Genomic DNA, 24398 nt, shown 5'->3' with positions numbered 1-24398 from the left:
CTCGATCGGTACTCCGGACTGCACATTGCCGCGCACGCCACCGTTGGTCAAGATCGGGCTCGCGCTCACACTCACCGGGTCCATCGACCTGCTACCCGCCGGATCCGCTGGGCGAGCGGCTGGAGGTCGAAGCTGCGCAGCGTTCGGGCCGGACGCGCGTCGACCAGGTCGTGCGCCACCCGCAGTTCGCCGCCCACCAGCCACACGTCGGCCAGCAGGCGGTCGTGCCCGTAATCGTTGTGCGCGTGCGCACGTTCGAGCGGCTACACCCCGACGTCCCACGAGTGCTTCTTCGGGCGGGCACGACTTGACGGGCGGCAACCGGCGGACTTCAAGTGACCTTCGCCGGATCAGTCATCCGATCCGTCGAGCCCGCGCTGGAACCACTCGGGCGTGTTCTGCGGGGTGCGCGGGAACCGTTCCTGGTCCAGGACGAACTGCTCGCGGGCGGGAGGCGCCGGGAACGGCGGCTGGTCGTTCCAGTTGTACTGGATGGTGAACCGGTCCGGCGGCTGCACGATCAGGCGGAACGAGTACCAGGCGCCGCCGTCCGGTGTGTACATGCCGCGCCGCAGCGCGGAGAGCATCGGCGCGAGCTCCCGCGGCGCTGGGAACCGTTGCGTGCTGCCGTCCCGCATCCTGGCGATCGCGCCGACGTTGACCTTCTTGCCCAGCACCATGTAGTCCATGATGATCCGGTCCCAGCCGGAGGGCGCCTGCCCGAGCAGGGTCTTGGTCGCCTCGCCCACCAGGTGGTGCTGCTCGTCCGGGGGCATCGGCGTGGGCGTCGTCATCCGGGGATGGTCCTTTCGACGTCAGGTCGGGGCAGCACGTCGAACCGTTCTCGCAGCCAGCCCGGGACGTGCTCAGCCGTCCTCGGGAACGCCGCGAGATCGCGGGCGAAGATCCAGGACGGGATGTCCGGAGACCATTGTGGATCATCGTCGTAGTTGAAACTCCGTTCGCCTCAGCGGTTTCAAGATGATGACCCCGGGATTCGCCGGTCGAGTCGCCCGCGGAACGGTCGAAGACCTTTCGAGCGTTCGCAGGCACGGTTCGGGCACGCACAGCACGTCCGTCCAGACCATCGAGACGAGGCCTTGGATTCGGCCCGAGGCCTCAGAGCCGCCTGGTGGTGTCAGCACCGTGGTGTCGGGCTGGAACGCTCATCGGGCCGGATGTCGCGTGGCGCTCGCGAGGGCGCGGTTGTTCAGCACGGGGTAGAAGGCCAATGCCACCAGGATGAGGAACACACCGGCGGCGACGTACGAGACCTGGACCGCGAAGACGGTCGCGAGAACGCCGCCGAGTGCCGCTCCGATCGGGCCCCCAATCATCACCACAAGCCTGCTCGAAGAGAAAACTCTCCCCAGGAGCTCATCGGGCACGATCTGCTGACGCAGTGTGCTCACGACTACTTTCTCCGCCGTCATCAACGCGCCGGTCACCATCATCATCGCGGCCGCCACCCACGAATTGGCGACGAGTCCCAGAACCAGGATCGCCGCGCCCACACCGGCCTTGCCCGCGAGCATCACCGTGCTGGGACCGAACCGCCTGCCGGCGGCCGCGGCGGTCAGTCCCCCGGCCGTCGCACCGACCGCGGTGGCCGTCAGCAGCAGGCCGAAACCGAAGTCCGGAAGTCCCAGGACCTCCTTGGCCAGCAACGCCAGCATCGCGAACTGGGCGGTGACGGCCACGTTGCCGAGGCAGGAAACCATGGCCAGCGCCCGCAGCGTCCGGTTCCCGAACAACCACCGGATGCCTTCGACGATCTCGCTCCGCACACTCGTGCGCGGCGCTCCGGACTTCTTCTCCGGCTGGGCGTCCGTCTTGATCGAGAGGATCAGCAGGCCGCTCGCGGCGAACGAAAGGGCGTTGCCGGCGAAGGGAAGGACGTTCCACACGCCGAACAGAGCGGAACCGACCGGGGGCCCCACGAAGTCCTCGCCGCTGCTCTCCGCGGCGAGGATCCGCCCGTTCGCCGCTGCCAGGTTCCGCGGGTCCCGCGACACGAAGTCCGGAATGGCCGACTGGGCGGCGATGTCGAAGAAGACCTGGCCGGCCCCCAGCAGGAACGCCGCGGCCACCAGCCACACCAGGCTCACCTGCGCGGTCAGGATCAGCGCCGCGAGACCGACCAGGACGGAGAACCGTGCGAGGTCGGCCCACACCATCACCCGCCGGCGGTCCAGCCGGTCCACCACGACACCGGCGTGCAGTGAGAACAGCACCCAGGGAATCTCGGCCGCCATGACGACGGCGCTCAACGCCAGCGGACTGCTGGTGGTCTGCAGGGCCAGCAGCGGCAACGCGGCGGCGTGCATGCCGGTGCCGATGGACGACACCAGCGTGGCACCGAAGAGCCTGTGGAAACGACTTCCCAGTCTCACCTCGGCGCCGTCGGATTCCTTCGTGGGCACCGTTCACGATGGCATGGAGCCTCTTCTTCGTGTCCGCAGTCGAACGCTGCGCCGGGGGTCAGGGCGTGTGCACCCGGTCGACCTCGACGGTGAGCACGACGCGCTGCTGCGGACCGCCGCCGAAGCCGGGGTACGGTCGGCCGATGTACTTCTGGGACAGCTCGTCGATGTGCTCGCGGGCGCCCTCGGTCGTCATGGCCACGACGCTGCCGCGCAGGGCCCAGTACCGCGAAGGCGCCGCCGGGTCGGCGATGCCGAGGGCGATGCGGGGGTCGCGCCGGAGGTTGCGGGTCTTCTGGTGGGTGTCCACGGTGTTGATGAGCACGTGTTCGCCGTCCGTGCCCGCCCAGGTCTGGGAGATCTGCGGCGACCCGTCGGGCATGAGCGTGGTCACGAAGCAGATGGACTTGGCGTTGAGGACCGCAATCAGGTCGTCGGGCAGAGCCGTCATGTTCTTGGCCTTCATGTCTGGTCGTTGTAGAAGCGGTCGATGACCGCCTCGTCCGGCTGGTCGCCGGACAGGTCGGCGTGGCGCACTCCCGCCAGCGCGATCCGCAGAGCACGGCGCCACAGCCCCGGGGTGTGAGCACGGGAGGCGTCCATGACGCTGCCCACCATCACGTGCACCGCGGCGAAGTCGGCGGGGGTCGCCCCGTCCGGCAGCTGACCCGCGCGGACGGCCCGGTCGACGAGGTCGGCGACCAGCGGGGTCATCCGCTCGTGCGCGCGCTGCACCAGCGCGGTGGCCTGGTTGCGGCTGCGCAGCAGCTCCCCCAGCCCTCGGCTCTGCGCCTCGATCTCCAGTTGCCGCTCCAGGAACCAGGTGAGGCCCGCCCAGGCGTCGTCGTAGTGCGAAGCCTGCTCCGCCAAGCCGATCACCGTGTCGATGTGCTCGCTGAACAGGGCGTCCAGCAGGTCCTGTCGTTGCGGGAAGCGCCGGTAGATCGTGCCCATTCCGGTGCCGGCGGCTCGCGCGATGTCTTCGTACGAGACGTCCAGTCCTTGCGTGGCCATGAGGTCGTAGGCCGTGCGCAACAACAACTGGCGATTGCGCTCGGCGTCACGACGCAGAGGAGGAGCCGCTTCGGTCACGGGCCGAGCGTAGACAAGTGGAAGAGAAATTCCAAGTTGAAGATTTCTTCCACTTCTGGGTTACGCTCGCACCGTTCCCCCATCGACACCCCCAGGAGCCCCCTGTGACATCCCCTTCCGCCAACGACGTGGTCGAGCCGTTCACGATCGCCGTCCCCGACGTGGAGCTGCTGGACCTGCGCAGCCGCCTGGCCGCCACGCGGTGGCCGGACCGCGAGACGGTTCCGGACGGGAGCCAGGGTCCGCAGTTGGACCGGATTCGCGCTCTCTGCGACCACTGGGCCACCGGCTACGACTGGCGGCGCACCGAGAAGGTCATCAACGACCTCGGCTCGTCCCGCACCACCATCGACGGGATCGACGTCCACTTCCTGCACGTCCGGTCGGCCGAGCCGGACGCCGTCCCGCTGCTGCTGTGCCACGGCTGGCCGGGCTCGGTCCTGGAGTTCCGGCACCTGGTGGGCCCGTTGACCGATCCGGTGGCGCACGGCGGTGACGCCCGCGACGCGTTCCACGTCGTGATCCCGTCCATGCCGGGCTTCGGGTTCTCCGGCAAGCCCACGACGACCGGCTGGAACGCCTCCCGCGTCGCCGACGCGTGGATCACCCTCATGCGGCGCCTGAGCCACGACACGTGGTTCGCCCAGGGCGGCGACTGGGGTTCGGCCGTCGTCGAGCAGATCTCCCGCAAGGCACCCGAGCGGTGCCTGGGCGTGCACTTCAACCTGCCACTGGTGTTCCCCACCGAACAGGAGATGAGCGAGGCGACCGCGGAGGAGCGGCGGATGATCGCGCGCGCTCAGCGCTACCAGGACGAGCTGAGCGCGTACGCGCGGGAACAGGCCACCCGGCCGCAGACCATCGGCTACTCGCTCTCGGACTCCCCCGCCGGGCTCGCCGCCTGGATCTACACGCTCTTCCAGGACGTCACCGACAGCGGCGGCGACCCCGAAGAGGTCATCGACCGCGACGAGATCCTCGACGACGTCATGCTCTACTGGCTCCCCAACGCCGCGGCGTCCTCCGCCCGCCTCTACTGGGAGGAGAGCCGGGGCGGCACCGCCCCCGGCGGCACACCGAACCCCGTCCCCGCCGGGTTCAGCGTCTTCCCCGGCGAGGCCGTGCAGGCCTCCCGGCGCTGGGTCGAGCGGCGGTACGAGACGGTGGTGCACTACGACCAGCTCGAGCGCGGAGGCCACTTCGCCGCCCTGGAGCAGCCGGACGTCCTCACCGAGCAGATCCGGACGACCTTCCGAGGGCTGCGGGCGCCGTGACAGCAGGACCACGACACGGCGTTTTGGACGATCTCGGTGCGTCGGCCGGCTAGTAGGCTGTGACTGGTCAGCTTCGTTTTATCGATCAACTGAGCGCGGCACGCCGACGTGGGCGCACCAGTGGCTCCAGGGGTGGTGCAATGCCTGCCAGGCCGGCCGTACCGCGATCCGGTCCCGCGACGATCGCCGACGTCGCCGCGGCCGCCGGCGTGTCCAAGCAGACCGTCTCCAACGTGATGAACTACCCGGCGAAGGTGCGCGAGGAGACGCGGGAACGGGTGCGGCGGGCCGTCGCGGAGCTGGGGTTCCAGCCGAACCGGATGGCACGGGCGCTGCGGTCCAGCACGGCCGGGATGATCGCGTGCCGCATCGAGCCCGTCTCCTCCCACTCGCTCGCCCACCTGCACGACCGCTTCCTGCACGCGCTGGCCGAGGCGGGGCAGGCCGTCGGCCGGCACCTGATGCTGTTCGCGGTCGACGACGCCGAGGACGAGGCGGCCACCTGCGTCCAGCTGGTGCGGACCGGCTCGGTCGAGGGCGTCGTGCTGTACAACCTGGTTCCCGGCGACCCGCGGCCTCCGGCGCTGCGGGAAGCCGGCGTGCCGTTCGTGTGCTTCGGCCGGTTCTCCGACGACGCCGAGGCGACCGGCTGGGTGGACGTCGACAACGCGGCGGGCGTGGGCGCTGTCGTCGACCACCTGGCGGAGTGCGGTCATCGCAGGATCGGCTTCCTCGGCTTCCCCGAAGGTCACCGGGTCGGCGACGACCGCGCTGCCGGCTGGGTGACGGCGATGGACCGGCACGGCCTGCTGGCGGGCAGCCACCGCCTCGACGTGCGGGGCGAGGACACCTGGGTCAGCGGCGCGAGGACGGCCCGCGGCCTGCTGGACCGTGCCGATCCGCCGACGGCGCTGGTCGCGGCCTCCGACACGCTGGCGGCGGGTGCGCTGCAGGCCGTCCGCGACCTCGGACTGGCTCTCGGTGAGGACGTGGCGCTGGTGGGGTACGACGACACCCCTTCCGCGGAGGTGCTGGACCTGTCGAGCGTCCGCCAGCCGCTTCCCGAGGTGGGCCGGCGGATCGTCGAGGCCCTGTGCCCGGCCGGGGGGACACCGGTTCCGGTCGCGTCGCTGCTGGCACCGGAACTGGTCGTGCGCGGCTCTTCCCGCCGCCGGACCTGACTTTGATCGGTCCACTCGCGCGCCAGGACCGGTCCTTCACTGCGGCCTCCTCGTGTGGATTCTCCGGCGTTGACACCCCAAGTTGCGCTGTGGTTGGGTCGATCAACGGGATTTTAACGATCAAACTGGCCGTTCAGATCCACGCCGCGAGGCGCGCCCGGAGGGAAGGCCCACCATGAAGAGGCACAGCCCGAGGCGGCGCGGCCTGCTCGCCGCGGCCGTCGTCGCGATCCTGGTGGCAGCCGGCACCGCGGTGGGGCACTCCCCCGGCGCCGGGGCCGCGGTGACGCAGCACGACAGCGCCTCGATCGGCTGGGAGGGCGACTACTACGGCGTCCTCACCCACAAGGACGGCAGCTTCGACGTCCACTCCGGACCGAACACCACCGTCAGGTTCGGGATCTACAACAACCCCGCACGGGTCCAGTGGTTCAACGCCGGCGGCTACTACCCCGCGCTGACCACGCAGTTCGAACGGGACAACAGCACCGTCACGATCACCAACTTCGGTGACCGGGTGACGATCGGCGGCCGGGACTTCGTGGCCGTGTACTCCCGGGTCAGGGTCGTCAACCACGACACGGTCGCCCACGTCCTGGACCCGGCGCCGACCGGCGGCACGCACGCGCTCACCCGCCCGTCGACGACGATCCAGCCGGGGCAGACCACCGACTTCGACTACGTGATCGCGGCCGACAGGTTCGGCCAGGGCTACGCCTGGCCCACGGCGGCCGAACTGGTCGCCGCCGGTGGCTACGACGCCCACTACGCGCACATGACGTCCTACTGGGACGGCGAACTCGCCCAGATCGCGCAGATCCGGGTGCCCGATCCGCAGCTGGCCAACGCCTACCGGGCCGGGTACATCACGACGAACCTGGTCAAGGACGGCAACCGCCTCAACGTGGGCGAGAACGGCTACGACGCCATCTTCAACCACGACCTCGTCGGCATGCTGGTGCAGCTGCTGGAGGCGGGCGACCTCGACCGGGCCAGGGACTACCTGCCGACGTTGATCTCCCAGGACGATCCGAACGACATCACGCGGATGTACCCGGACGGGACGTGGAAGTACAACTGGCCGTGGGCGGTGTACCTGCGCAAGACCGGCGACGCCGCCTTCGTCAGGGACCACTTCGCGACGATCAGGCAGACCGCGCACCGGATCGAGAGCGACGCAACCGGCCCGGGCGGGATCATGAAGGCCACCGTGGCGGTGGACCACGCCGGCTACTGGACCGTCGACAACCAGTCGGCGCTGTTCGCCCTCCTCACGTACTCCTACATCGCCAAGACCCTTGGAGAGACGGCAGAGGCGTCCTGGGCGCAGCAGGTCTACGGCAGGCTGCTGAGCGCGGTCAACGCGAGGCTGAACACGACCATCTCCACCAACGGCCTGTCCTACCTGCCGTGCGCCATGGACGTCCCCAACAGCAGCGCGAACGTGTGCGGCCAGACCAACAACGGCAACTGGGCCTCGATGTTCCTGTTCGGCCGCTGGGCGTGGGACGGGCAGCTGTGGGGCAGCGACCCGTCCGGCCCGATGATCAGCATGATCGACGCCACCTACGACAACGGCTTCAGCCGCCTGTCGAACCTGCCCAAACACACCTTCGGCGGCTATCCCGGCGTGAGCAGCTCCTACAACGCCGGCTACGGCTCGGCCGGTCTCGCCTCCACCCGCTACCGCTCCGAGGGAATCTACGGGTACCAGTACCTGGTCCAGAACGCCCAGAGCGCTCCCTTCTCCTGGTGGGAAGGCATCCAGTCGGTCGGAACGAGCAACTGGTCCCCCGGCACCCACAGCACCGCGGGCAGCGGCTCCAGCCCTCACATGTGGGGGCAGGCCAACGCCTCCAAGGTCCTGCTGGACTCGCTGGCCGCCGAGAAGCTCGACGGCACGGTGATCATCGGCCGCGGAGTGCCGAACCAGTGGCTCCGCGACGGCGCGACCACCAGCGTGGGCAACTACCCCATCGCCGGCGGCAGGCGCATGGGCGCGGCGATCACGGCTTCCGGTGCGAACGTCACCCTGACCCTGACCGGCGCCGTGCCCGCGGGCGGTGTGCGGTTCGAGTTGCCCGCCTTCCTCGGCGGGAACATCGCCAGGGCCAGCGCGGGCACCGTCGACAACGCCAAGGGAGTTGTCGCGCTGCCTCCCGGCACCACGTCGGTCACGGTGACCCTCGCCCGGCCGCCGGTGTTCGCCGAGAAGGGCGGACTGGACCTCCAGGGCTACTGCACCTCGATCGGCGCCGTGAACGGGGTCGTCCTGGCGGGGACGACCGCCTACGACTGGCGCTGCGTCACCGGCACCGGCGCGCGGGTGGCCATGGACCTGGACGACGCGTGCCAGCGCCAGAACCCGCACGAGCAGGCGGTCTTCGCCAGGACGACCGCCGTCGCCGATCCTCACAGCTGGAAGTGCCTCGCCTGAGCCGGTCACAGGAGCTCAACGTGCCACCGCCGTGGCGAGGTAGCGCGTCAGGGTCGCCGGTGTGGGGTGGGTCCAGAGGATGCCGGCGGGTAGCTCGATTCCGGTGCTGTGCTGGAGCTTTCCCCGGATGGCGATGCCCATGACCGAGTCCAGGCCGATGTCGGAGAACGGTCGTTCGGGTTCGATCCGGTGTTCCGGCACACCGGTTTCGGCCGCCACCACGCTGCGGATGACGGCCATCGCCGCGTCGTACACCTCGTCCTCCGGCAGGTCGCGCAGGAGGGTGACCGACTCGGTCGCCGTTCCCCCGCGCGGCTCGCCGTTCTGGGGGTCGCGGACGTGCTCGAACAGCGCGCGTCGTCCTCCCGACGGCGGCGTGGTCGGCCTGACCACCAACGCGTAGCCGTCGTCCGTGGTGTGCAGGCAGTTCCACACGCGCAGCGCCTCGGACGGGGTGATGTCGCCAAAGCCTTGAGCTTGCATGCTTTGCAGTCCGTCGGCGGTGAGCTTGCCCATGCCGGTGTCGCGCCAGACCGTCCAGGCGATGGAGGTGGTGTTCCCGCCGTGGTGCCGCCGGTGTGCGGCCAGGCCGTCCAGGAACGAGTTGGCCGCGGCGTAGGCGGTGCAGCCGGGCAGCACGACCAGCGGTGCGGTGGAGGAGAACAGCACCATCTCGTCGATGCTGCCGGGCGGGAACAGCTCGTGCAGCACCAACGCCCCGCGCACCTTGGCGTGCAACGTCTCCCGGATCGACTCCTCGTCCAGGTCGTCCACCAGGCGGCCGTGCACGGCTCCGGCCGTGTGGACCACGCCCCGGACGGGCGGCATGCGCAGGAAGTCGGGCGTCAGCACCGCTCGAGCGGCGTCGGCGTCGGTCACGTCGAGGGCGAGCGGGAGAACGGTCACCCCCTGGCTCTCGAGCTCCTCGACAACACCGATCGCGTGCCGCGTGGCGGCGTCGTGCTGCTCGTCCCAGGTGGACCGCGGCGGCAGTCCCCGCCTGCTGGTCAGGACCAGCCGGCGGGCGCCCCGGGACGAGAGGTGACGTGCCGCCTCCAGGCCGAGGGCTCCGAGACCGCCGGTCACCAGGTAGGTGGCGTCGGGTCGCAGGGGCACCGGAGGGGTCTGGCCGCGGTCCGGGCGGGGCACGACGCGACCGGCGAGCAGCCTGCCGTTCTGGACGACCAGCCAGTCCTCCGCCGGGGGTTCGTGGAGCACCGCAGCCACCAGGTCGAACGCGGCGTCGTCGCACTCCCCCAGGTCCAGCACGCCACCGCGCAGCTCCGGGTGCTCGGCGGCGATCACCCGCGCGGCTCCCCACAGGGGCCGATGTGTGAGGCCGGTGGGACTGGTGCAGGCCAACGCTTCCCGCGTGAGGACCCACAACCTGGTTCCCAGCCGGTCGGCCTTGACCGCGGACCGGGTCACCCCGGCGAGCTCGGTCAGGTGGTGGACGGTCGCGTCGTACTCCTGTCCCGGTCCGGACACCGGGGGCAGGTACACCACGTGGTGCGGCTCGTCACCGATCGGCACCGAGACGGCGTCCGCGGCGTCGACGACCGTGCACCCCAGGCCGGACCGCACCAGGTGCTCCGCGAGCCGTTCGGCGACAGCCGACGGCTCGGTCGAGACCAGCGTGACCGTGGCCGCGGGCGTCCCGGCAGCCGCGACTTCCAGCGGCTGCCAGGACAGGCCGTGCACCAGGGTCCGCGGGTCGGCGAGCACCGTCTGGTCCGCGTCGAGCACACCGAACCGGAGTCCGGTGACCCTGGCGGCCGACTGCCCGTCGGCCCCTCGCAGGTCCAGGTCGACGGTGTCGACGGTGCCACTCCGCAGACGTGCGACCAGGTGGGCCGAGGACGGAGCGGGACCGGTCCACTCGACCGACTCGACAGAGGCGGGCATGCGGTGGACGCCTTGCCGGGCCAGCGGCAGCGACGACAACGTGGTGGCGGCATCCAGGACCAGCGCCCAGTGCGGCGTACGACCGGGCGTCGACACGGTCGCGTGCACCGCGTCGTCGTCGTGCCGGAGGTGATCCACCTGCCAGTCGAAGGCCAGACCGGAGACCCCGAGGGGCCGGAGCAGCTCGAGCACCCCGTCGGCGCCGATGGGGAGCATCGGTTCCTCGGCCACCTCGCCCGAGTCGGCGCGCAGCGTGCGGGCACCGCCGTCGCGCGCGGAGGTGTGCGTGGTCCAGGAGGTCTCTTCGGACGCCTCCTGAAGGCGGGAGGAGAGCACCGCTCTGCCGTCCTGGCAGACGACCTGGACGGCGCGGTCCTGCTCGGCCGGCAGGGGTGTGCGCAGGACGACGTCGCGCAGGTGGCGCGGCGCGTCTGCGTCGCCCCCGAGGGCGTCGGCGAGGGTGCAGAACAGCACGGCAGCGGGAACGATGTCGACGCCGTGCACGGTGTGCGGAGCGTCGTACGGCCTGTTCTCGGGCGACAGGGTCGTCTGCCACACGGCCGAGGGCGGCGTGGTGGCCGCCGTCAGCCGAGAACCGAGCAAGGTGAAGGACTCCGGGTCGTGACCTCCCGCGCCCCGGTCCGCCGGTGCCTCGGGAAGCCAGTACCGGTCGTGCTGCCAAGCCGTGCGCGGCAACGCGACCGCTGCCGAGCGCGGCCAGTGGGCCCGCCAGTCGACCCGGACTCCGGCGCAGTGCAGCCTGCCCAGCTGTCCGGTCATCTCCTCGATCACCGGCTGCTCACGACGCGACGAGTGCGCCGTCGTGACCGCCGGGGCGGACAGCGACTCCGCGATCTGGGCGATGTTGTGGACGACGACGGGGTGCGGCGAGATCTCCAGGAAGTGGTGATGCCCGTCCTGGACCGCGGCCTCCACGCCTGCCGCGAACCGCACCGGGCGCCTGAGGTTCTGCTGCCAGTAACCGGAATCGCGCGGCGCGTCGGAGCGCGGGTCGTCCAAGATCGTGCCGTACAGCCGCAAGGACGCCGGCCCGATCGACAGCCCGTGCACGGCCGCGCCGAGGTCGTCGACGAGCTCGTCCATGTGTGAGCTGTGGAAGGCGACGTCAGAGGCCACTCGGCGGACCACGCGGCCCTCGCCGGCCAGCGCGGTCGCGTACTCCTCCACCGCGGCCGCGTCACCGGCCAGCACGGACCACCCGCGAGCCGGTTCGATCGCCGCTGCCAAGCCGGTCTTGCCCGCGAGCCGTTCCTCCAGCTCGTCGAACGGCACGTCGAGAAGGGCCATGGCACCGCGGCCCGCGACGGTCTTGATCAGGTTCGCGCGCCTGCAGGCGAACCGGGCGCCGTCTTCCGCGCTCCACACCCCCGCGGTCACCGCCGCGGCGATCTCCCCCATCGAGTGACCGAGCGCCGCCACCGGTTCGACACCCCAGGACCGCCACACCTCGGCTAGACCCAGGTGCATCGCGAACAACGTCGCCTGAACACGGTCGGTCCGGGTGCAGTCCCCCTCTTCGAGTTCGGCGATCAGCGAGTACCCGGCCTCTTCGCGGAAGATCGGGTCGAGCCGCTCGCACAGGGCCGCGAACGCCTTGCTCGACCGGAGCAGCTCACGTCCCATCCCCGCCCACTGCGAACCGTGCCCGGAGAAGACGAACACCGGCCCCGCGGCCTGCTCGGTCGCCCGGCCGTGCACGACCCCCGGCACCTTCCCGGTCGCGGACCACGCACGAAGGCGATTGACCGCCTCACCGCGATCGGCGGCGGCCACGGCGGTCCGCCACGGCAGGTGCGACCTGTGCAACGCCAGCGTGGCCGCCACCGCACTGACGTCCTGCTCCCCTGCCTCCAGCGCGTCCGCGAGCCTGCTCACCGTCGGCGCGAGCGCCTCCTGGGTGGCGGCGGACAGCACGAGCAGGGACGGGTCGTCGGTAACGTCCCGCTCGACTTCCGGTTGCAGCGGGTCACCTTCCGCCAGGCAGACGTGCGCGATGGTGCCCCCGTATCCGAAGCTCGACACACCGGCCAGCTTCGGCTTGCCCGCGACCTCGGGCCAGGCCGTCGGCTCGGCCACCACCCTGATCGACTGCTCTGCCTCGACCTCCGCGTTGATGCCGTCGCGCGCTCCGACCGTGGGCGGGAGAACACCGGCGCGCATGGCCAGCACCGTCTTGATGATGCCGACCACTCCGGCACCCGCCTCGAGGTGCCCCACGTTGCCCTTCACCGACCCGATGAGCAGGGGTGAGTCAGGCGTCCTGCCTTCCCCGAGGACGGCCGCGGCCGCGGCCGCCTCCACCGGATCACCGAGAGGGGTGCCGGTGCCGTGCGCTTCCAGGTAGTCCACAGAGGACGGATCGATGCCTGCTTGCGCGTAGACGGATCGGAGCATCTCCTGCTGCGCGATGCCGTTGGGCGCCATGATCCCGTTCGTGCGGCCGTCCTGCCGGACCGTGCTGGCGCGAACCACGGCCAGGACATTGTCGCCGTCGCGCCGGGCGTGGTCCAGCCTCTTGAGCACCACCACGCCCGCACCCTCACCACGCCCGTACCCGTCGGCCGAAGCGGAGAACGGCTTGCTCCTGCCGTCGGCCGACAACGCCCCCGACGCCCCCAGCGACAGGGTCTGCGCGGGTGCCGCGATCAGGTTCACCCCGCCCGCGATCACGACGTCACACTCGCCGGAGAGCAGCGCCTGCCGTCCGAAGTGGACCGCCGCGAGCGAGGACGAACACGCCGAGTCCAGCGCCAGGCTCGGACCACGCAGGTCGAGGAAGTACGAAACCCGGTTCGCGACAGCGCAGTAGGCCCCGCCGATGCTGCTCCACGGCCCGATCCGCTCAGGATCGCTCAGCAACATCTGCCCGTACTCACCACCACCCACACCGATCAACACCGCGGCGTTGGTACCGGCGAGCGACAGAGGCGGAATCCCGGCGTGTTCCAGTGCCTCCCACACGACTTCCAGCACAAGACGCTGTTGTGGGTCCATCAGAACCGCTTCTTTCGGTGTGACGCCGAAGAACTCGGCGTCGAAGCCCGCGGCGTCCTCCAGGTACGCGGCGCGGCTGACGGCCCGGTTCACCGCGGCGGCGGCCGCGGGACCGTGTGCCCGGTACGACGACCACCGGTCGTGGGGAACGTTCCCGACCTCACTGCGTGCCGCGATCAAGCCGGCCCAGAAGTCCGCCGGTTCACAGATGCCACCAGCCAACCGCAGGCCCAGACCCACGACGGCGACGTCGTTGTCAGGGCTGCCGGAACTCGAACGCGTCATTGCTACCTCACAGATCTGGGAGAGGCCCGTCCACACGGCACGGGATCGAACTTCGGTGATGTGGTCAAGATGAGCCGGCGTGCCGGCCTGCCGTGCTACCCGCGGTCACAGAGCGCGTTCTTGACCAGGTCGAAAGACGGGTCCTCGAGCGGCGTCGGCGGGGTGGAGGACTCCTTCGGGATCACCGAGTCGGTGTTCATCGAGACGATGACGCTGCGCTTGCCGTCGGCCGTGATCCCGTTGCGGGTCTGGAAGCCCTGGATGTCGCCCGCGTGTGACCAGAATCCGCCGCAGGCGGTGGGAATCCAGGCGATGCCCAGTCCGTAGCGCGCCTCCGGCCAGACCGACTGCAGGCTCGGCGCCGGCACCGTCTTCTGCATCTCGGCCAGCTCCGCGGGAGCGAGGAGTTCGCCCGAGACCAGGGCCTGGAGGAACACCAGCGCGTCGTTGGTGGTGCTGACCAGTTCTCCTGCCGCTTCGGCGTAGGACGGGTTCAGTTCGGTGACGTCGACGGGCTTTCCGAAGCGCAACGGGTCCGCTGTGACGTCCTCCGGGAAGCGCTCGTACGCGGTCGCATGTGGTTGCGGCAGCACGGTCGAGTGCCCGGGGGCCGACGTGTTCCGCAGGCCCAGGCGCTTGATGATCCGTTCGTCGACCGCGGTGCGCCAGTCCTGGCCGGTCACCTCGCCGATGATCATCCCGGCCAGCACGTAGTTGGTGTTGGAGTAGCTCCAGCCGGCGCCGGGCGCGAAGGTGGGTGCCTGACGCATCGCGAGGGCGACGAGGTCTGCCGGGGAGTGCTTGTCGAAGCGGTGCTGCTGGAAGTCGTTCTCGGTGAACACCGGCACGCCGGCGATGTACTCGGGAATGCCGCTGGTGTGCTGGAGCACCTGGCGAACGGTGATCTTGCCGCCGTCGTTCCCGTTGCCGGTCACGACTCCGGGCAGCCACTTCTCGACGGTGTCGTCGAGCGACAGGCGGTGTTCGCCGACGAGCTGGAGCAGCGTGGTCGCCACGAAGGTCTTGCTGAAGCTCGCGATGCGGAAGTGGGCGTCCCACGGGACCGGTGTCTTCGCGCCGGTGTCGCCTTCCCCGCTGCGGACCTTCACCGCGCCGTCGGGCGTGCGCAACTCGGTGAGAACGCCGGGGGAACCTTTCGACACCAGTGCGTCGGCGTCTTTCTGCAAAGAGACCCGGACCGCGTCGTTACCCGAGTGTTCGGCGCCGGCCGGTGAACATCCGGTGACGAACGAGAATGCGGCAAGCACCACCAGTGCGCTCGTTTTCGTGCTCATGAGATCACCGTAAGAGCGCGTCGATGCGATGTCGTCATCCTTGTTGGTCGTCCGTTCTACCCCTCTGGTGGTAGGGCGGATCTCTTCTGTTTCCGGGCGAGAATCTCCTGGTAGGGTCCGGCCGGTGCGCAAGCTCCTCCGACCGGCGTGGGCGGACCTCCTTCTCGCTCTGATGGCCACGGTCCTCACCCTGGCCAATCAAGTGGGTTATTTCGGCCCCGATCTCACGCTCGTGGATTTGTCGCTCGCCGCGCTCACCGTGGCGCCGATCGCGATTCGTCATGTCGTGCCGGTGACGTCGTTGTGCGTGATTCTCGGTTCCTCGGTCGCCTACTCGTTTCTCGGTCATGGCGCCGTGGGCAACCTGGGGCTCGGTGTGGTCATCGGCGTGTTCACGGTCGCCAACGTGCGCGGTTCACGGATCGCCGCGATCATGGCGGCGACGTCGGCCCTCTGCCTCCTCGTGCCCGAATACGTCGGGGAGGCGACGCTGAAATGGTCGGAGGCCGTGCAGGCCGTCCTGGTCCTGTTCGTGGCCTGGATGGTCGGCGAGAGCTCCAAGAAATGGGCCAGGCGTGCCGAGGAAGCAGCGGAGCGAGCAGGTCGCGCGGCCGCCGACGAGCGAGTGCGGATCGCACGGGAGTTGCACGACATCGTCGCGCACCACATGTCCGTGATCTCTTTGCAGACCGGGGTGGCCGAATACACCCTCGCGTCCGATCCGGCCACCGCGCGCACCGCGATTTCCGCTGTGTCCGAGTCCTGTCGGCAAGGCCTTGCTGAGATGCGCAGGTTGCTCGACGTGCTGCGGGTGGAGGACGAGAACGAATTCCCGGACGTGCAACTCGCGAGCCCCGGCCTCGACGCTCTCGCCGGTCTGGTGCAACGCACGCGCGACGCCGGCCTCACCGTCGAACTGGCGGTTCGCGGAACACCGCGCGCCCTGCCTCCCGGGCAGGACCTCTGCGCCTATCGCGTCGCGCAGGAGTCCCTGACCAACGTCCTCAAGCACGCGGGTCCCGCAGCCGTGGAGGTGGTGCTCGACTACGGTGCAAGCGAACTCACGTTGACCATCACCGATGACGGCGCGCCGAGACCTTCCAGCGCCAAGGCGAAGTCGCACGGCATCCGGGGCATGCGTGAGCGCGCCGAACTCTACGGTGGCATCCTGCACGCCGGACACCGCTCGCCCCGAGGGTTCCAGGTCGTGTTGCGGCTGCCGATTCCGGACGAGGCCTGATTTCCCGACCGCAGAACGAACGCACGTGCTGGAGAGATCTGATGGCAGTCCGCGTCCTGGTGGTCGACGACCAGTACCTCGTCCGCCACGCCCTCATGGCGTTGCTCAACGCCGCACCCGGCATCGATCCCGTCGGCGAGGCGTCCGACGGTGAGCAGGCTGTGGCGCTGGTCGCCGACCTGGCGCCCGACGTGGTCCTGATGGACATCAAGATGCCGGTCATGGACGGCCTCAGCGCCACCCGGCGCATCCTCGCACTGCGTCCGGAAACCCAGGTCGTCGTGTTGACGACCTTCGACATCCCCGAGTACGTCTACACGGCGCTGACCGATGGAGCCGCCGGGTTCATCATGAAGGACACCCCTCCCGAGCGGATCATCGCGGCGGTGCGCACGGTCGCGATGGGAGAGATGCTGATCTCGCCGGCCATCACCCTGCGGCTGATCCAGACCTACGCGCAACGCCACCGCGTCGAGCTCCAGGCGAACACCCGGCTGCCGGAGCTGACGCCGCGAGAAACCGAGATCCTGCGGCTGCTCGGAACCGGATCGACCAACGAGGAGATCGCGCACCGGCTCGCCATCAGCGAAGCGACGGTGAAGACGCACGTGAAGCACACGATGCGGAAGTTGAACCTGACCACGCGAGCTCAGGCCGTCGTCGTGGCCTACGAGAGCGGGCTGGTCGTTCCGGGTTCCGCGGCGCACGGCGGCTGAGGCGGTCGCCGGTCTCCGCATCGGGCTCGAGGTGGTGCCGTGTGGTCCTGTGTGGAGGATTGTCGAACGGGCTCGCAAAGGACTTCCGGCGTGTCGCTGTTGTCGCGTTCGGCGAGGAACCTGTCGAGCAGATCGAACAGCACCTCGATGGCGCGGGCCTCGACGTCGGGCGCCAGCGCCCACAGGTTCTCCCAGCCTTCCGGGATGGCCATGTGGAGGACCTGGCCCGGCCAGGCATGGTTGCAGTCGCGTCCTCGGCAGGCGACCAGCCACTCGCTCCAACCGCGGAGTCCGGGCGCTCCAAGCCGCCGGGCGGCCTCGTCGTAGCCGGTGATGAACGCCGTCAACGCGTCGAAGGACGGGCGACTGACGAACATGCCTGGTCGCGCGGCCACCTTGCCCCAGGGCGCACCGTTCGTGCCGATCCGTGTACCGGGGACTGGATCTCTCGGCCGTGCCCGGACAGTATGTTGCGCTGAGCCGTCGAAACACGAACAAGGGGAGTGTGCGCCCGTGGTCAGGGTGGACAGCGTGGACGAGGCCGAGCGCTTGAAGAAGTCGCTGCAGGACGAGGGGGTCCTGGAGGTCGTCGGGCCGGTGTCCGGCATCGGGCTGGTGGGGATCCCCACGACGGGCGCGGACAGCATCGAGATCGACCCCGGCGACTTCGACCAGGCGATCCGGTTGCTCCACCAGCGCCGTGACGAGCTGGCGGGTCATCTGGCGGACAGCGCTGTGCTGGCCACGCCGTTGCCGGACGGCAAGGGACCGGTCGCGGTGCAAATGCGCAAGGCGTTCGGGTTGCGGGCCCGCGATGCCGAGGGCGGGGTCCGGGCCGCGCTGACGTCGTACGTGCGGCAGCTCGACCTGGTGATCGACGCGCTGGAGAACGTGAAGAAGACGCACACGGCCGTGGACGAGAACGCTGCCGCGACGTTCCGGAGGCAGGCGTGACCGGGCGGGACAAGGGCTACTTCTCCGAGGAGCACCGGCCGTCCGCGAGGCAGCGCCGGCGCGAGAAGAGGCTTCGGGAACAGCGCCGCAGGAACCTGCACGAGGACGCGTTCGACTCCGGAACCATCCGCTGGGACGCGTACACGCACCAGCAGATGTGGGACATGGTGCACGCCGCCGACGTGCCGGGGATGTCCGTGCGGAGCGCGCAGTGGAAGGAGCTCGCGCCGGGGCTGCGCGGCACGTCCAGGTCGGTGCAGGACGTCGTCAACAGGCTCACGTCGTCCTGGCGCGGGCCGTCGGCGGAACTGGCGGCGCAGGCCGCCTCGGCGCTGACCTCGTGGGGTGAGACCGTCGGCGACTCCTCCGAGCGGGTGGCGCGCGGGCTCGAGAACTACACGACGGTGCTGCAGGAGACGAAGCGGCGGCTGCCCGAGCCCGTGCACTACTGGGCCGAGCGGCACTTCCGGGAGGGCTACGACGTCAAGGTGGTCGACGGGCCGCAGGGCCTGAACCTGCTGGAGCAGCTGACCGACGATCACATGCCGACCAAGGCGGAGGCGCGCAACGCCAAGGCGGAGGCGGTGGCCGTCATGCAGGTCTACGAGAGCGAGAGCAGGAACACCCGCAGCACTCTGCCCGTGTTCGACACGGCGCCGCCGGTCACGCAGCCGCCGGCTCCCGTCTCACCACCGCCCCCCGTCGACGTGCCGCGCGAGCCCACGCCGGAGGTGACGCCGGCGCCGGTGAAGCCGGTGCCGGTGCCGGACGGGCGTCCGCCGGTGGACGACGACAGCACGATGGTGGCCGCGGTCGGTCCCACCGGGGCTCCGCAGGGCACGACGGGCTTCGGCACCACGACGGGCTTCGGCGCACCGGCCGGTGGCGTCCACGGGACGGCGGCGGGGATGCCGGGCGGGAGCGCGTCAGGCCTGCAGGGCACCGGACCGGGGGTGCCGGGCGGCGCCGCAGGCGTGCTGGGGCAGCAGGGTGGCCGAGGTGTCGTGGCGGGCCTGAGCGGACGGGGTCCGGGAGCCGTGCCCGCGGCGGGCGGCTACGGCATGATGCCGCCGGCGGCCGGTGCCAACGGCGAGGAAGACCGCCACCACACCAACAGGTACGCGGAGCGGATGGACCTCCTGGACGACATCCCGCCGGGCGCACCGCCCGTGCTCGGCGAATGAGCGACGGGTACGTCGTCGACGTCGACGCCGTCCACGTGACGGCGCTGCGGCTGGACGACGCGGCCGACGCGGTGACCGGGGTGGTCGACGCCCTCGGTCTGGGTCCGGGCGGGGACCTGGGACCGGGCGTCACGGAGGCCGCGGACGAGCTGATGCGGTCGTGGCAGGACAAGATGTCCTCGCTCCGCACCGCGCTCTCGGACACCGCCGCCGAGCTCCGATCGGCCGGGGCGGCCTACCTCGACGCCGAAGAGCTGCGTCATGAGTGACTACCGCGGCCTCGGCTTCGACCCGGTGCCGGGTGACGCGGGAGCCATCGCGGCGGCGAGCGACCGGTTCCGTCACCGGGTCGAGGTTCCGGAACCGCCTGCCGAGTGGGGAGGTGCCGCGGCCGAGGCGTTCGCGGCACGGCTGTCCGGCATGAGCGACGACCTGGAGACGGCGCGGCGCACCCTGGGTGCGGCCGCCGACGTGCTGGACGACTGGGCGGGGACGGTGCTGGCGAACCGGCGCAGGGCGGAAGAGCTGGACAGACGCGCACGGGAGCTGCGGCGTGCGATCGACGACGCGGACAACGAGGTCGTCCTCGCATCCTTTCGCGGCGGACCGGAGCACGTGGCCGCCGCGGCCCGCCTGGAGGAGCTGCGCCGCGAGCTCGACGGCGTGCTGGCGGCCGCGCGGGATCTCGGAGCCGACCACCACAGCGCCGCACAGCGGGTCGCGGAGCGGTTGCGCCGCCTCGTCACGGGCGGGGTCGAAGCGGCCGCGGACGTGCCGGGCCGCGAGGAGCTGTTCGGCGGCGTCGTGCGCGCGTTGAACGCCTACTCCGCTCTGGGCGGCGAACTCGCCGGAGTGCTGCTCACCGCGCCACGTACCGCCAGCACGCCCTCCGGCGGAGCGGCCGCCTTCGTCTCGGAACTCGGTGAGCGGTGAGACTCACGCCGGTACGGGGCGTCATCCCGGTGTCCGTGAGCTCGGCCGAGGCGACGTCCGCCGAACTGCTGTCGGTGCTCCAGCGGTTGCGCGGCCCGGACCGCGCGCGCGACCCCGGGCTGGAGATCGCGGCCGCGCAGGCCGCCGAGCTGGCCCGGCGGCACGACGCCGGTGTCGTGGCGGTCGTCGAGCACCACGACGCCGATCCCGCGGTCCTGGTGGCGGGCCTGGTCGCGGTCGAGCGCGTGCTGACGCCGGAGGCCGCACAGGAGCTGTGCTTCCACCTCGCCGACGCCGGTGGTCCCGGCATCACCGAGCTCACCAGCGCCGAGACGGCGAACGGCTATCCGGCGGTGATCGTCGAGCGGGTTCCGGCGACCGGTGTCGGCGCACAGCTGCAGATCGTCGTCCCCGACCCCGCCCGCCCGAGGATCGCCGTGTTCACCCTGCACTCCCCCACCGGACGCGGGTGGCTGGAGCTCGCCGGCATCGCCGGGCGGTTCGTCAACGGCGTGGAGTTCACCTCGGCAGGGCGAGGCGGCGGTACTCCGTCGGCGGCTGCCCCACCAGCGCGCGGAAGGCCCGGGAGAAGTGCGTCGCACTGACGAACCCGCAGTCGCGGGAGATCTCGCCGACACCGCGGCCGGCCTTCGCCGGGTCCGCCAGCAACGCCTTCGCGCGGTCGATGCGCAGCATCTTGATCCGCTCGGCGACGTTCGGCTCGCCCTCGAAGACCTGGTAGAGCCGCCGCAGCGAGATGTTCAGCGCCTTCGCGACCTCGCCCGGTGTCAGGGACGGGTCGGCGAGGTGCGCGCGGATGTGCTCGAGCGCGGCACGCCGGTGCCCGGTGGCGACGTCGGCGCGTTCCAGCTCGTCCCGCAACGCGCTGCGCAGCACCATCTCCGCGAGTCCGACCAGGTGGTGCGCCACGCCGACCGGGTCCAGGACGTCGCGTGCGGCGAGGACGTGCCCGACCGCGCTGGAGAACGCGGTGCGCACGCCGTCGCGCAGCTCGACGGGCTCGAACATCAGCCGGCGCAGGTCGCTGAACCCCGTCGACAGCCTGGCCTCCGGCACGGTCAACATGATCGTGCCGACGGGCAGCACGTGCAGCGAGCAGTCAGCGAACACGTGGGCGTTCTCCGGCACCGAGCGGTGGACCGGGCACCGCACCAGCAACTGGACGGACTCGGGCGTGGACGGCGAACCGGTGAAGGCCGCCCGGGCCGCCATCGCACCGGACGCGCGCACGACCAGCACCCCGCTCGCGACCCCCGCGTCCTGCTGCACGCGGTCAAGACTAACCACGGGAGTTCTGATGGCACGGCGTTCTCCGGCGACCGGCGCGGTCGTCCTGTCCCACCTGGAGTTCGACCTGGTGTGGGAGGACCTCGGCTTCGGTGATCCGCCCCTGGCGCTCGACGTGCCGTCCCACGGTGCCACCGAGGCCGACCGGGACCAGCTGGGGACCGAGGTGTTCGCGTCGCTGGCGAGCGCCGGTCTGATCCGCGACGACGAGGTCGACCCCGAGCTCGAGGAACTGCTCGGGATGCTGCGCCACCACACGACGTCCGTCGACGCGGTGGTGTTCGGCGAGCAGCCGTGGCGGGTGCTCGCCGCGGTGCGGGGCAGCCGGGGCGTGCTCGCCGTGCTCAACACCGAGGAGCTCGCGCTCGAACCCTTCGCGGCCGAAGGCTTGGTGCACGCGGTGGTGAGGGTGCTCGGCGACCGCCCGGCCGGGCCGGGTGAGCAGGTGCTGCTGCCGCGCGCGGCCTACTCGGCGGCACTGCGGGGATACGCGGAGAGCGGCTACGGCGGCCTGGAGCGGGCGTTGGCCGACGCGGGCGTGCGGGGCAGCGCGATGCGTCCGCTGATCACGGTCGCGGAGGCCGGCAGGCTCGGTGCGGGGCAGCTGGCCGTGAACGGCGCCCGAGGGCGGTCACCGGTGATCACCTGGTCCGACACGACCGCGGGCCGGTACGTCATCACGACCGAGGACGTCCGCGGCGAGCAGTGGGTCCGGGTGGTCCCCGCCGACCTGGCCTGGATCACCCGGCGCCTGACCGGTCTGGTGGCCGAGTCCGCTTAGGACAGCGGGAGCTCCACCGGTTCGTCCAGCACGGCCGCGAGCACCTCCGCACCAGCGGCCAGCGCGGCTTCGGCGGCGTACGCGACGAGCCGCTGCAGGCAGTCGGCCAGCGCGACGGGCCTCAGCTCCACCGCACGCGGGCCGAGCTCGAGCCCGACGAGCTTGCCGTGCAGGTCGACGGTCACGACCACGTCGTCCTCACGCGCGGTGCGGGTGATCGCGTCGAGCGCGGCGCGCAGACCGAGCGGTTCGCGTTCGTCGTCCTCGGTCAGTTCGTCCTCGAGGGAGCGCGGCTCGGGCGTCATCGGACCATCCAGCTCTCCGGTGTGATGGACTCGATCTCTTCGGAGAGCTCGGCGTCGAGGTGGAGGCCGAGCGTTTCCAGGTGCTCGTCGCCGAGCGTGTGCCGGGCCTGTTCGTTCGCCCGCGCGGTGGCGATGCGCACCAGGGTCAGGATCTCGTCCGCCAGGGCCGCGCGTCCGAGGCGCATCGACCGCTCGGTCAGTGTGAGGGCGCGAAGCCCGCCGCCCACGCCGACCTCGATGGAAATGCCCGTGGCCTGCGCGTGTCCGGTGATCACGGGTGCACTCCTCCGTAGAACTTCGTGCTGCTGAGCTGGTGGGTGTTGCGGCGCACCTGGTCGCCGGAGTTGCCCTCGATCAAGGTGACGGTGCCGCCCTCGACCTTCTCCACGATGCCGATGTGCTTGCTGGTGGAGGGGCTCTGCGGGCCGGTGCCGAACAGCAGCACGTCGCCGGGCCGCACGTTCTGCTTCAGGTCGCCGTTGCCGTACGCCTTGCCGTGGCGCTGTCCCCAGCGGTAGACGTCGCCGGTGAACGGCAGGATCGGAATGTCCACACCGGCCTTGCGCCACATCGCCGTGGCGAACGACGAGCACCAGAAGGTCGTGGGACCGTAGGGGTTGCGGTTGCTGCCGGGCGGGCTCTCCCGCGTGCCGATCTCGCCGCGGGCGGCGGACACGATCTTGCGGACCTTCGCTCCGGACGGCCTGGTCGCGCCTCCACCACCGCGCCGTGCGGCTCGGGGATCGGCGATCCCGTCGTCCTCGACCGCCTTCTCGAGCGCCCTCAGCCTCCGCTCGGCCTCGTCGAGCTCCGCCTTGACCTGCCGGACGTTGCGCACCGACTCCCGCGTGTACCGCGGTTCGAGGTCGGCCGCGGCGGCGACGGCCTTCATCAGCGCGGCCTGCGATCCACTCGCGACTCCCGCGTCGAGCACCGCGGAGGCCTTGGTGACGTACTCGTCGACGAGGCGTTGCGCGGCCGTGTGCCCGGTGACCAGCGCACTGCTCGCTCCGGCCACCACCTTCTCGGCCTGGGCGCTGATGGACGCGGTCATCCGGATCTGCTTCGCCAGCCGGTCGGAGCGCCGTTCGAACTGCTCCGCGTTCGCGCCCTCCCAGTGGCCGAGCGCGTTTCCGGCCGCCTTGCGCACGGCGTCCTGCTGGTCCTCCAGCGCGCTGCCCGCCTGGTGCAACGCGAACTGCACGCGCATCGCGTCGTCGGCCTTGCCCGCCAACGCGTTGCGGTGCCCGACCATCCGGGCGGCGAACTCGCGCGCGATCGCTCGTGTGTCCACGTCATCCTCGCTTGAAGTCGTCGGCGATCGCGTCGTCCTGCGCGCGGTAGGCGCGTGCCATGCGGCCGGTCGAGCGCGCCAGGCGGTCGGCGTTGCGGCCGACCCCGTTCACCTGCCGGTGCAGCGCCGCTCCGAACGTCTCGAGGGCCGAGGCGAAGCCTGTCTCCTTGCCGATCCGCCCGAAACCGCTGCCGGCGATCTCCCCCACCTGGCGCACGTGCCTGGTGCCGATCGACGCCAGGTCGTCCGCGATGTCCCTGCCCTGCTTGACGTAGCGGTCCAGCGCGGCCGGGTCCACCGCGACGCCGTCGCGTCCCCGCCCGCCGCCGGGCCGTGAGGGCGTCCCGCTGCCCCGTGCCGCCTTGCGTGCGACGTCGAGGTACTTGCGGTAGGCGCCGTTGGTGTAGGTCGACCAGGGCGTCCAGGACCTGCCGTCATCGGACAGCGCGTTCGCCACCTCGGCGTTGACGCGCGGGTCGAACAGCTCGCGGTTCGCGTCGAGCCCGTACTGCCTGCGCCGCTCGGGTCCCAACGCACCCAGCATGTTGATCTGCCAGAGGCCGTAGGAGTCGTCCGGCGGCCTGGCGTTGTGCGCTCGCGCGTCTCCGTTGGACTCCGCGAGGGCGACGGCGATCGCGATCGTGAGGCCCTGGCCTTCGAACCCGGCGGCACGGGCGTGCTGTGCGATCTGCTCGGGGCTCAACCTGCTCATGCGGTCAGCTTGGCCGTACGGCGAAGCCGGCGACATCGGCGTTGCGCGCTGGGACAGCAGCGTT

General features: G+C 70.8%; 24 protein-coding genes. 11 read left to right on the top strand and 13 right to left on the bottom strand.

Features of this window, described 5'->3' with window-relative positions; genetic code table 11:
- Positions 1 to 71: 71 nt before the first annotated feature.
- From ORI60_RS24965 to ORI60_RS24945, 5 genes are all read right to left on the bottom strand, one after another.
- Positions 72 to 197, bottom strand: coding sequence for a hypothetical protein (locus tag ORI60_RS24965; RefSeq protein WP_266040261.1), 126 nt, complete (start codon positions 195 to 197; stop codon positions 72 to 74).
- A 153-nt stretch (positions 198 to 350) separates the two neighbouring features.
- Entirely contained in the window at positions 351 to 794 is a 444-nt protein-coding gene (locus ORI60_RS24960; RefSeq protein WP_266040259.1) for a hypothetical protein, read from the bottom strand.
- Between the two features lie 372 nt (positions 795 to 1166).
- The gene (locus tag ORI60_RS24955; protein WP_266040258.1) at positions 1167 to 2423 is read right to left on the bottom strand and encodes an MFS transporter; all 1257 of its coding nucleotides are present in this window, start codon (positions 2421 to 2423) and stop codon (positions 1167 to 1169) included.
- A 58-nt stretch (positions 2424 to 2481) separates the two neighbouring features.
- Complete coding sequence (locus tag ORI60_RS24950; protein ID WP_266040256.1) at positions 2482 to 2889, bottom strand: PPOX class F420-dependent oxidoreductase; 408 nt, start codon at positions 2887 to 2889, stop codon at positions 2482 to 2484.
- Positions 2886 to 3515, bottom strand: coding sequence for a TetR/AcrR family transcriptional regulator (locus tag ORI60_RS24945; protein WP_266040255.1), 630 nt, complete (start codon positions 3513 to 3515; stop codon positions 2886 to 2888). Before ORI60_RS24945 ends, ORI60_RS24950 begins: the two co-directional genes overlap by 4 nt.
- A 104-nt stretch (positions 3516 to 3619) precedes the next feature.
- Between ORI60_RS24945 and ORI60_RS24940 the strand changes: the two genes are divergently transcribed.
- The 3 genes from ORI60_RS24940 (at position 3620) to ORI60_RS24930 (ending at position 8407) form a co-directional block, all read left to right on the top strand.
- Positions 3620 to 4789, top strand: coding sequence for an epoxide hydrolase family protein (locus ORI60_RS24940; protein WP_266040253.1), 1170 nt, complete (start codon positions 3620 to 3622; stop codon positions 4787 to 4789).
- A 140-nt stretch (positions 4790 to 4929) separates the two neighbouring features.
- The gene (locus ORI60_RS24935; protein ID WP_266040252.1) at positions 4930 to 5970 is read left to right on the top strand and encodes a substrate-binding domain-containing protein; all 1041 of its coding nucleotides are present in this window, start codon (positions 4930 to 4932) and stop codon (positions 5968 to 5970) included.
- A gap of 175 nt (positions 5971 to 6145) precedes the next feature.
- Positions 6146 to 8407 (top strand): hypothetical protein, encoded by a 2262-nt coding sequence (locus ORI60_RS24930; protein ID WP_266040251.1) that lies wholly within the window; start codon positions 6146 to 6148, stop codon positions 8405 to 8407.
- A gap of 15 nt (positions 8408 to 8422) precedes the next feature.
- Here the strand turns inward: ORI60_RS24930 and ORI60_RS24925 are convergent, their stop codons facing one another.
- Both ORI60_RS24925 and ORI60_RS24920 read right to left on the bottom strand, forming a co-directional pair.
- Positions 8423 to 13612 carry a type I polyketide synthase gene (locus ORI60_RS24925; protein WP_266040250.1) on the bottom strand — a complete coding sequence of 1730 codons (5190 nt, stop codon included), beginning with the start codon at positions 13610 to 13612 and terminating at the stop codon, positions 8423 to 8425.
- A 95-nt stretch (positions 13613 to 13707) separates the two neighbouring features.
- A complete protein-coding gene (locus ORI60_RS24920) occupies positions 13708 to 14907 on the bottom strand; it encodes a serine hydrolase domain-containing protein (RefSeq protein ID WP_266040249.1) in 1200 nt (399 codons plus the stop codon).
- Positions 14908 to 15031: 124 nt separating this feature from the next.
- Here ORI60_RS24920 and ORI60_RS24915 point away from each other — a divergent pair, with 124 nt between their 5' ends.
- Together ORI60_RS24915 and ORI60_RS24910 are read left to right on the top strand one after the other, a co-directional pair.
- Entirely contained in the window at positions 15032 to 16147 is a 1116-nt protein-coding gene (locus tag ORI60_RS24915; RefSeq protein ID WP_266040247.1) for a sensor histidine kinase, read from the top strand.
- 41 nt (positions 16148 to 16188) lie between these two features.
- Positions 16189 to 16863, top strand: coding sequence for a response regulator (locus ORI60_RS24910; protein WP_266040245.1), 675 nt, complete (start codon positions 16189 to 16191; stop codon positions 16861 to 16863).
- On the opposite strand, the gene ORI60_RS24905 is transcribed toward ORI60_RS24910, so the two are convergent.
- A complete protein-coding gene (locus ORI60_RS24905) occupies positions 16815 to 17240 on the bottom strand; it encodes a hypothetical protein (RefSeq protein ID WP_266040243.1) in 426 nt (141 codons plus the stop codon). The two genes, ORI60_RS24910 and ORI60_RS24905, sit on opposite strands and share 49 nt — an antisense overlap.
- A 154-nt stretch (positions 17241 to 17394) precedes the next feature.
- Between ORI60_RS24905 and ORI60_RS24900 the strand changes: the two genes are divergently transcribed.
- The 5 genes from ORI60_RS24900 to ORI60_RS24880 are packed head-to-tail and all read left to right on the top strand — an operon-like array spanning position 17395 to position 20539.
- The gene (locus ORI60_RS24900; RefSeq protein ID WP_266040241.1) at positions 17395 to 17817 is read left to right on the top strand and encodes a hypothetical protein; all 423 of its coding nucleotides are present in this window, start codon (positions 17395 to 17397) and stop codon (positions 17815 to 17817) included.
- Positions 17814 to 19001 (top strand): PPE domain-containing protein, encoded by a 1188-nt coding sequence (locus ORI60_RS24895; RefSeq protein WP_266040239.1) that lies wholly within the window; start codon positions 17814 to 17816, stop codon positions 18999 to 19001. The genes ORI60_RS24900 and ORI60_RS24895 overlap by 4 nt, the downstream gene beginning before the upstream one ends.
- A complete protein-coding gene (locus ORI60_RS24890) occupies positions 18998 to 19270 on the top strand; it encodes a hypothetical protein (protein WP_266040238.1) in 273 nt (90 codons plus the stop codon). The genes ORI60_RS24895 and ORI60_RS24890 overlap by 4 nt, the downstream gene beginning before the upstream one ends.
- Positions 19263 to 19934 (top strand): hypothetical protein, encoded by a 672-nt coding sequence (locus tag ORI60_RS24885; RefSeq protein WP_266040237.1) that lies wholly within the window; start codon positions 19263 to 19265, stop codon positions 19932 to 19934. Before ORI60_RS24890 ends, ORI60_RS24885 begins: the two co-directional genes overlap by 8 nt.
- A complete protein-coding gene (locus ORI60_RS24880) occupies positions 19931 to 20539 on the top strand; it encodes a hypothetical protein (RefSeq protein WP_266040236.1) in 609 nt (202 codons plus the stop codon). Before ORI60_RS24885 ends, ORI60_RS24880 begins: the two co-directional genes overlap by 4 nt.
- On the opposite strand, the gene ORI60_RS24875 is transcribed toward ORI60_RS24880, so the two are convergent.
- Complete coding sequence (locus tag ORI60_RS24875) at positions 20454 to 21224, bottom strand: helix-turn-helix domain-containing protein (RefSeq protein ID WP_266040235.1); 771 nt, start codon at positions 21222 to 21224, stop codon at positions 20454 to 20456. The genes ORI60_RS24880 and ORI60_RS24875 overlap by 86 nt on opposite strands.
- 28 nt (positions 21225 to 21252) lie before the next feature.
- On the opposite strand from ORI60_RS24875, the gene ORI60_RS24870 reads away from it, so the two are divergent.
- Positions 21253 to 22023, top strand: a complete 771-nt coding sequence (locus ORI60_RS24870; RefSeq protein ID WP_266040234.1) for an ESX secretion-associated protein EspG — start codon at positions 21253 to 21255, stop codon at positions 22021 to 22023.
- Here the strand turns inward: ORI60_RS24870 and ORI60_RS24865 are convergent.
- From ORI60_RS24865 to ORI60_RS24850, 4 genes are read right to left on the bottom strand one after another with little or no spacing between them, the layout of a single operon-like run.
- A complete protein-coding gene (locus ORI60_RS24865) occupies positions 22020 to 22328 on the bottom strand; it encodes a hypothetical protein (protein ID WP_266040233.1) in 309 nt (102 codons plus the stop codon). The two genes, ORI60_RS24870 and ORI60_RS24865, sit on opposite strands and share 4 nt — an antisense overlap.
- Positions 22325 to 22603, bottom strand: coding sequence for a YbaB/EbfC family DNA-binding protein (locus ORI60_RS24860; protein WP_266040232.1), 279 nt, complete (start codon positions 22601 to 22603; stop codon positions 22325 to 22327). Before ORI60_RS24860 ends, ORI60_RS24865 begins: the two co-directional genes overlap by 4 nt.
- Positions 22600 to 23622: a CHAP domain-containing protein gene (locus tag ORI60_RS24855; protein ID WP_266040231.1), complete on the bottom strand. Its 1023-nt coding sequence runs from the start codon at positions 23620 to 23622 to the stop codon at positions 22600 to 22602. Before ORI60_RS24855 ends, ORI60_RS24860 begins: the two co-directional genes overlap by 4 nt.
- A 1-nt stretch (position 23623) precedes the next feature.
- A complete protein-coding gene (locus tag ORI60_RS24850; protein ID WP_266040230.1) occupies positions 23624 to 24334 on the bottom strand; it encodes a type VII secretion target in 711 nt (236 codons plus the stop codon).
- Between the last annotated feature and the right edge of the window lie 64 nt (positions 24335 to 24398).

This window comes from Lentzea sp. NEAU-D7, assembly GCF_026242055.1.
In the GTDB taxonomy this organism is placed as follows: Bacteria; Actinomycetota; Actinomycetes; order Mycobacteriales; family Pseudonocardiaceae; genus Lentzea.
The sequence above is the reverse complement of the archived record's forward strand: the minus strand, read 5'-3'. Positions and strand labels throughout refer to the sequence as shown.

Coding starts and splice junctions, on each gene's coding strand:
- ORI60_RS24935 (WP_266040252.1), top strand. CDS start 4,930: ATGCCTGCCAGGCCGGCCGTACCGCGATCCGGTCCCGCGACGATCGCC.
- ORI60_RS24920 (WP_266040249.1), bottom strand. CDS start 14,907: ATGAGCACGAAAACGAGCGCACTGGTGGTGCTTGCCGCATTCTCGTTC.
- ORI60_RS24885 (WP_266040237.1), top strand. CDS start 19,263: ATGAGTGACTACCGCGGCCTCGGCTTCGACCCGGTGCCGGGTGACGCG.
- ORI60_RS24960 (WP_266040259.1), bottom strand. CDS start 794: ATGACGACGCCCACGCCGATGCCCCCGGACGAGCAGCACCACCTGGTG.
- ORI60_RS24905 (WP_266040243.1), bottom strand. CDS start 17,240: ATGTTCGTCAGTCGCCCGTCCTTCGACGCGTTGACGGCGTTCATCACC.
- ORI60_RS24850 (WP_266040230.1), bottom strand. CDS start 24,334: ATGAGCAGGTTGAGCCCCGAGCAGATCGCACAGCACGCCCGTGCCGCC.
- ORI60_RS24910 (WP_266040245.1), top strand. CDS start 16,189: ATGGCAGTCCGCGTCCTGGTGGTCGACGACCAGTACCTCGTCCGCCAC.
- ORI60_RS24870 (WP_266040234.1), top strand. CDS start 21,253: ATGGCACGGCGTTCTCCGGCGACCGGCGCGGTCGTCCTGTCCCACCTG.
- ORI60_RS24865 (WP_266040233.1), bottom strand. CDS start 22,328: ATGACGCCCGAGCCGCGCTCCCTCGAGGACGAACTGACCGAGGACGAC.
- ORI60_RS24950 (WP_266040256.1), bottom strand. CDS start 2,889: ATGAAGGCCAAGAACATGACGGCTCTGCCCGACGACCTGATTGCGGTC.
- ORI60_RS24890 (WP_266040238.1), top strand. CDS start 18,998: ATGAGCGACGGGTACGTCGTCGACGTCGACGCCGTCCACGTGACGGCG.
- ORI60_RS24930 (WP_266040251.1), top strand. CDS start 6,146: ATGAAGAGGCACAGCCCGAGGCGGCGCGGCCTGCTCGCCGCGGCCGTC.
- ORI60_RS24925 (WP_266040250.1), bottom strand. CDS start 13,612: ATGACGCGTTCGAGTTCCGGCAGCCCTGACAACGACGTCGCCGTCGTG.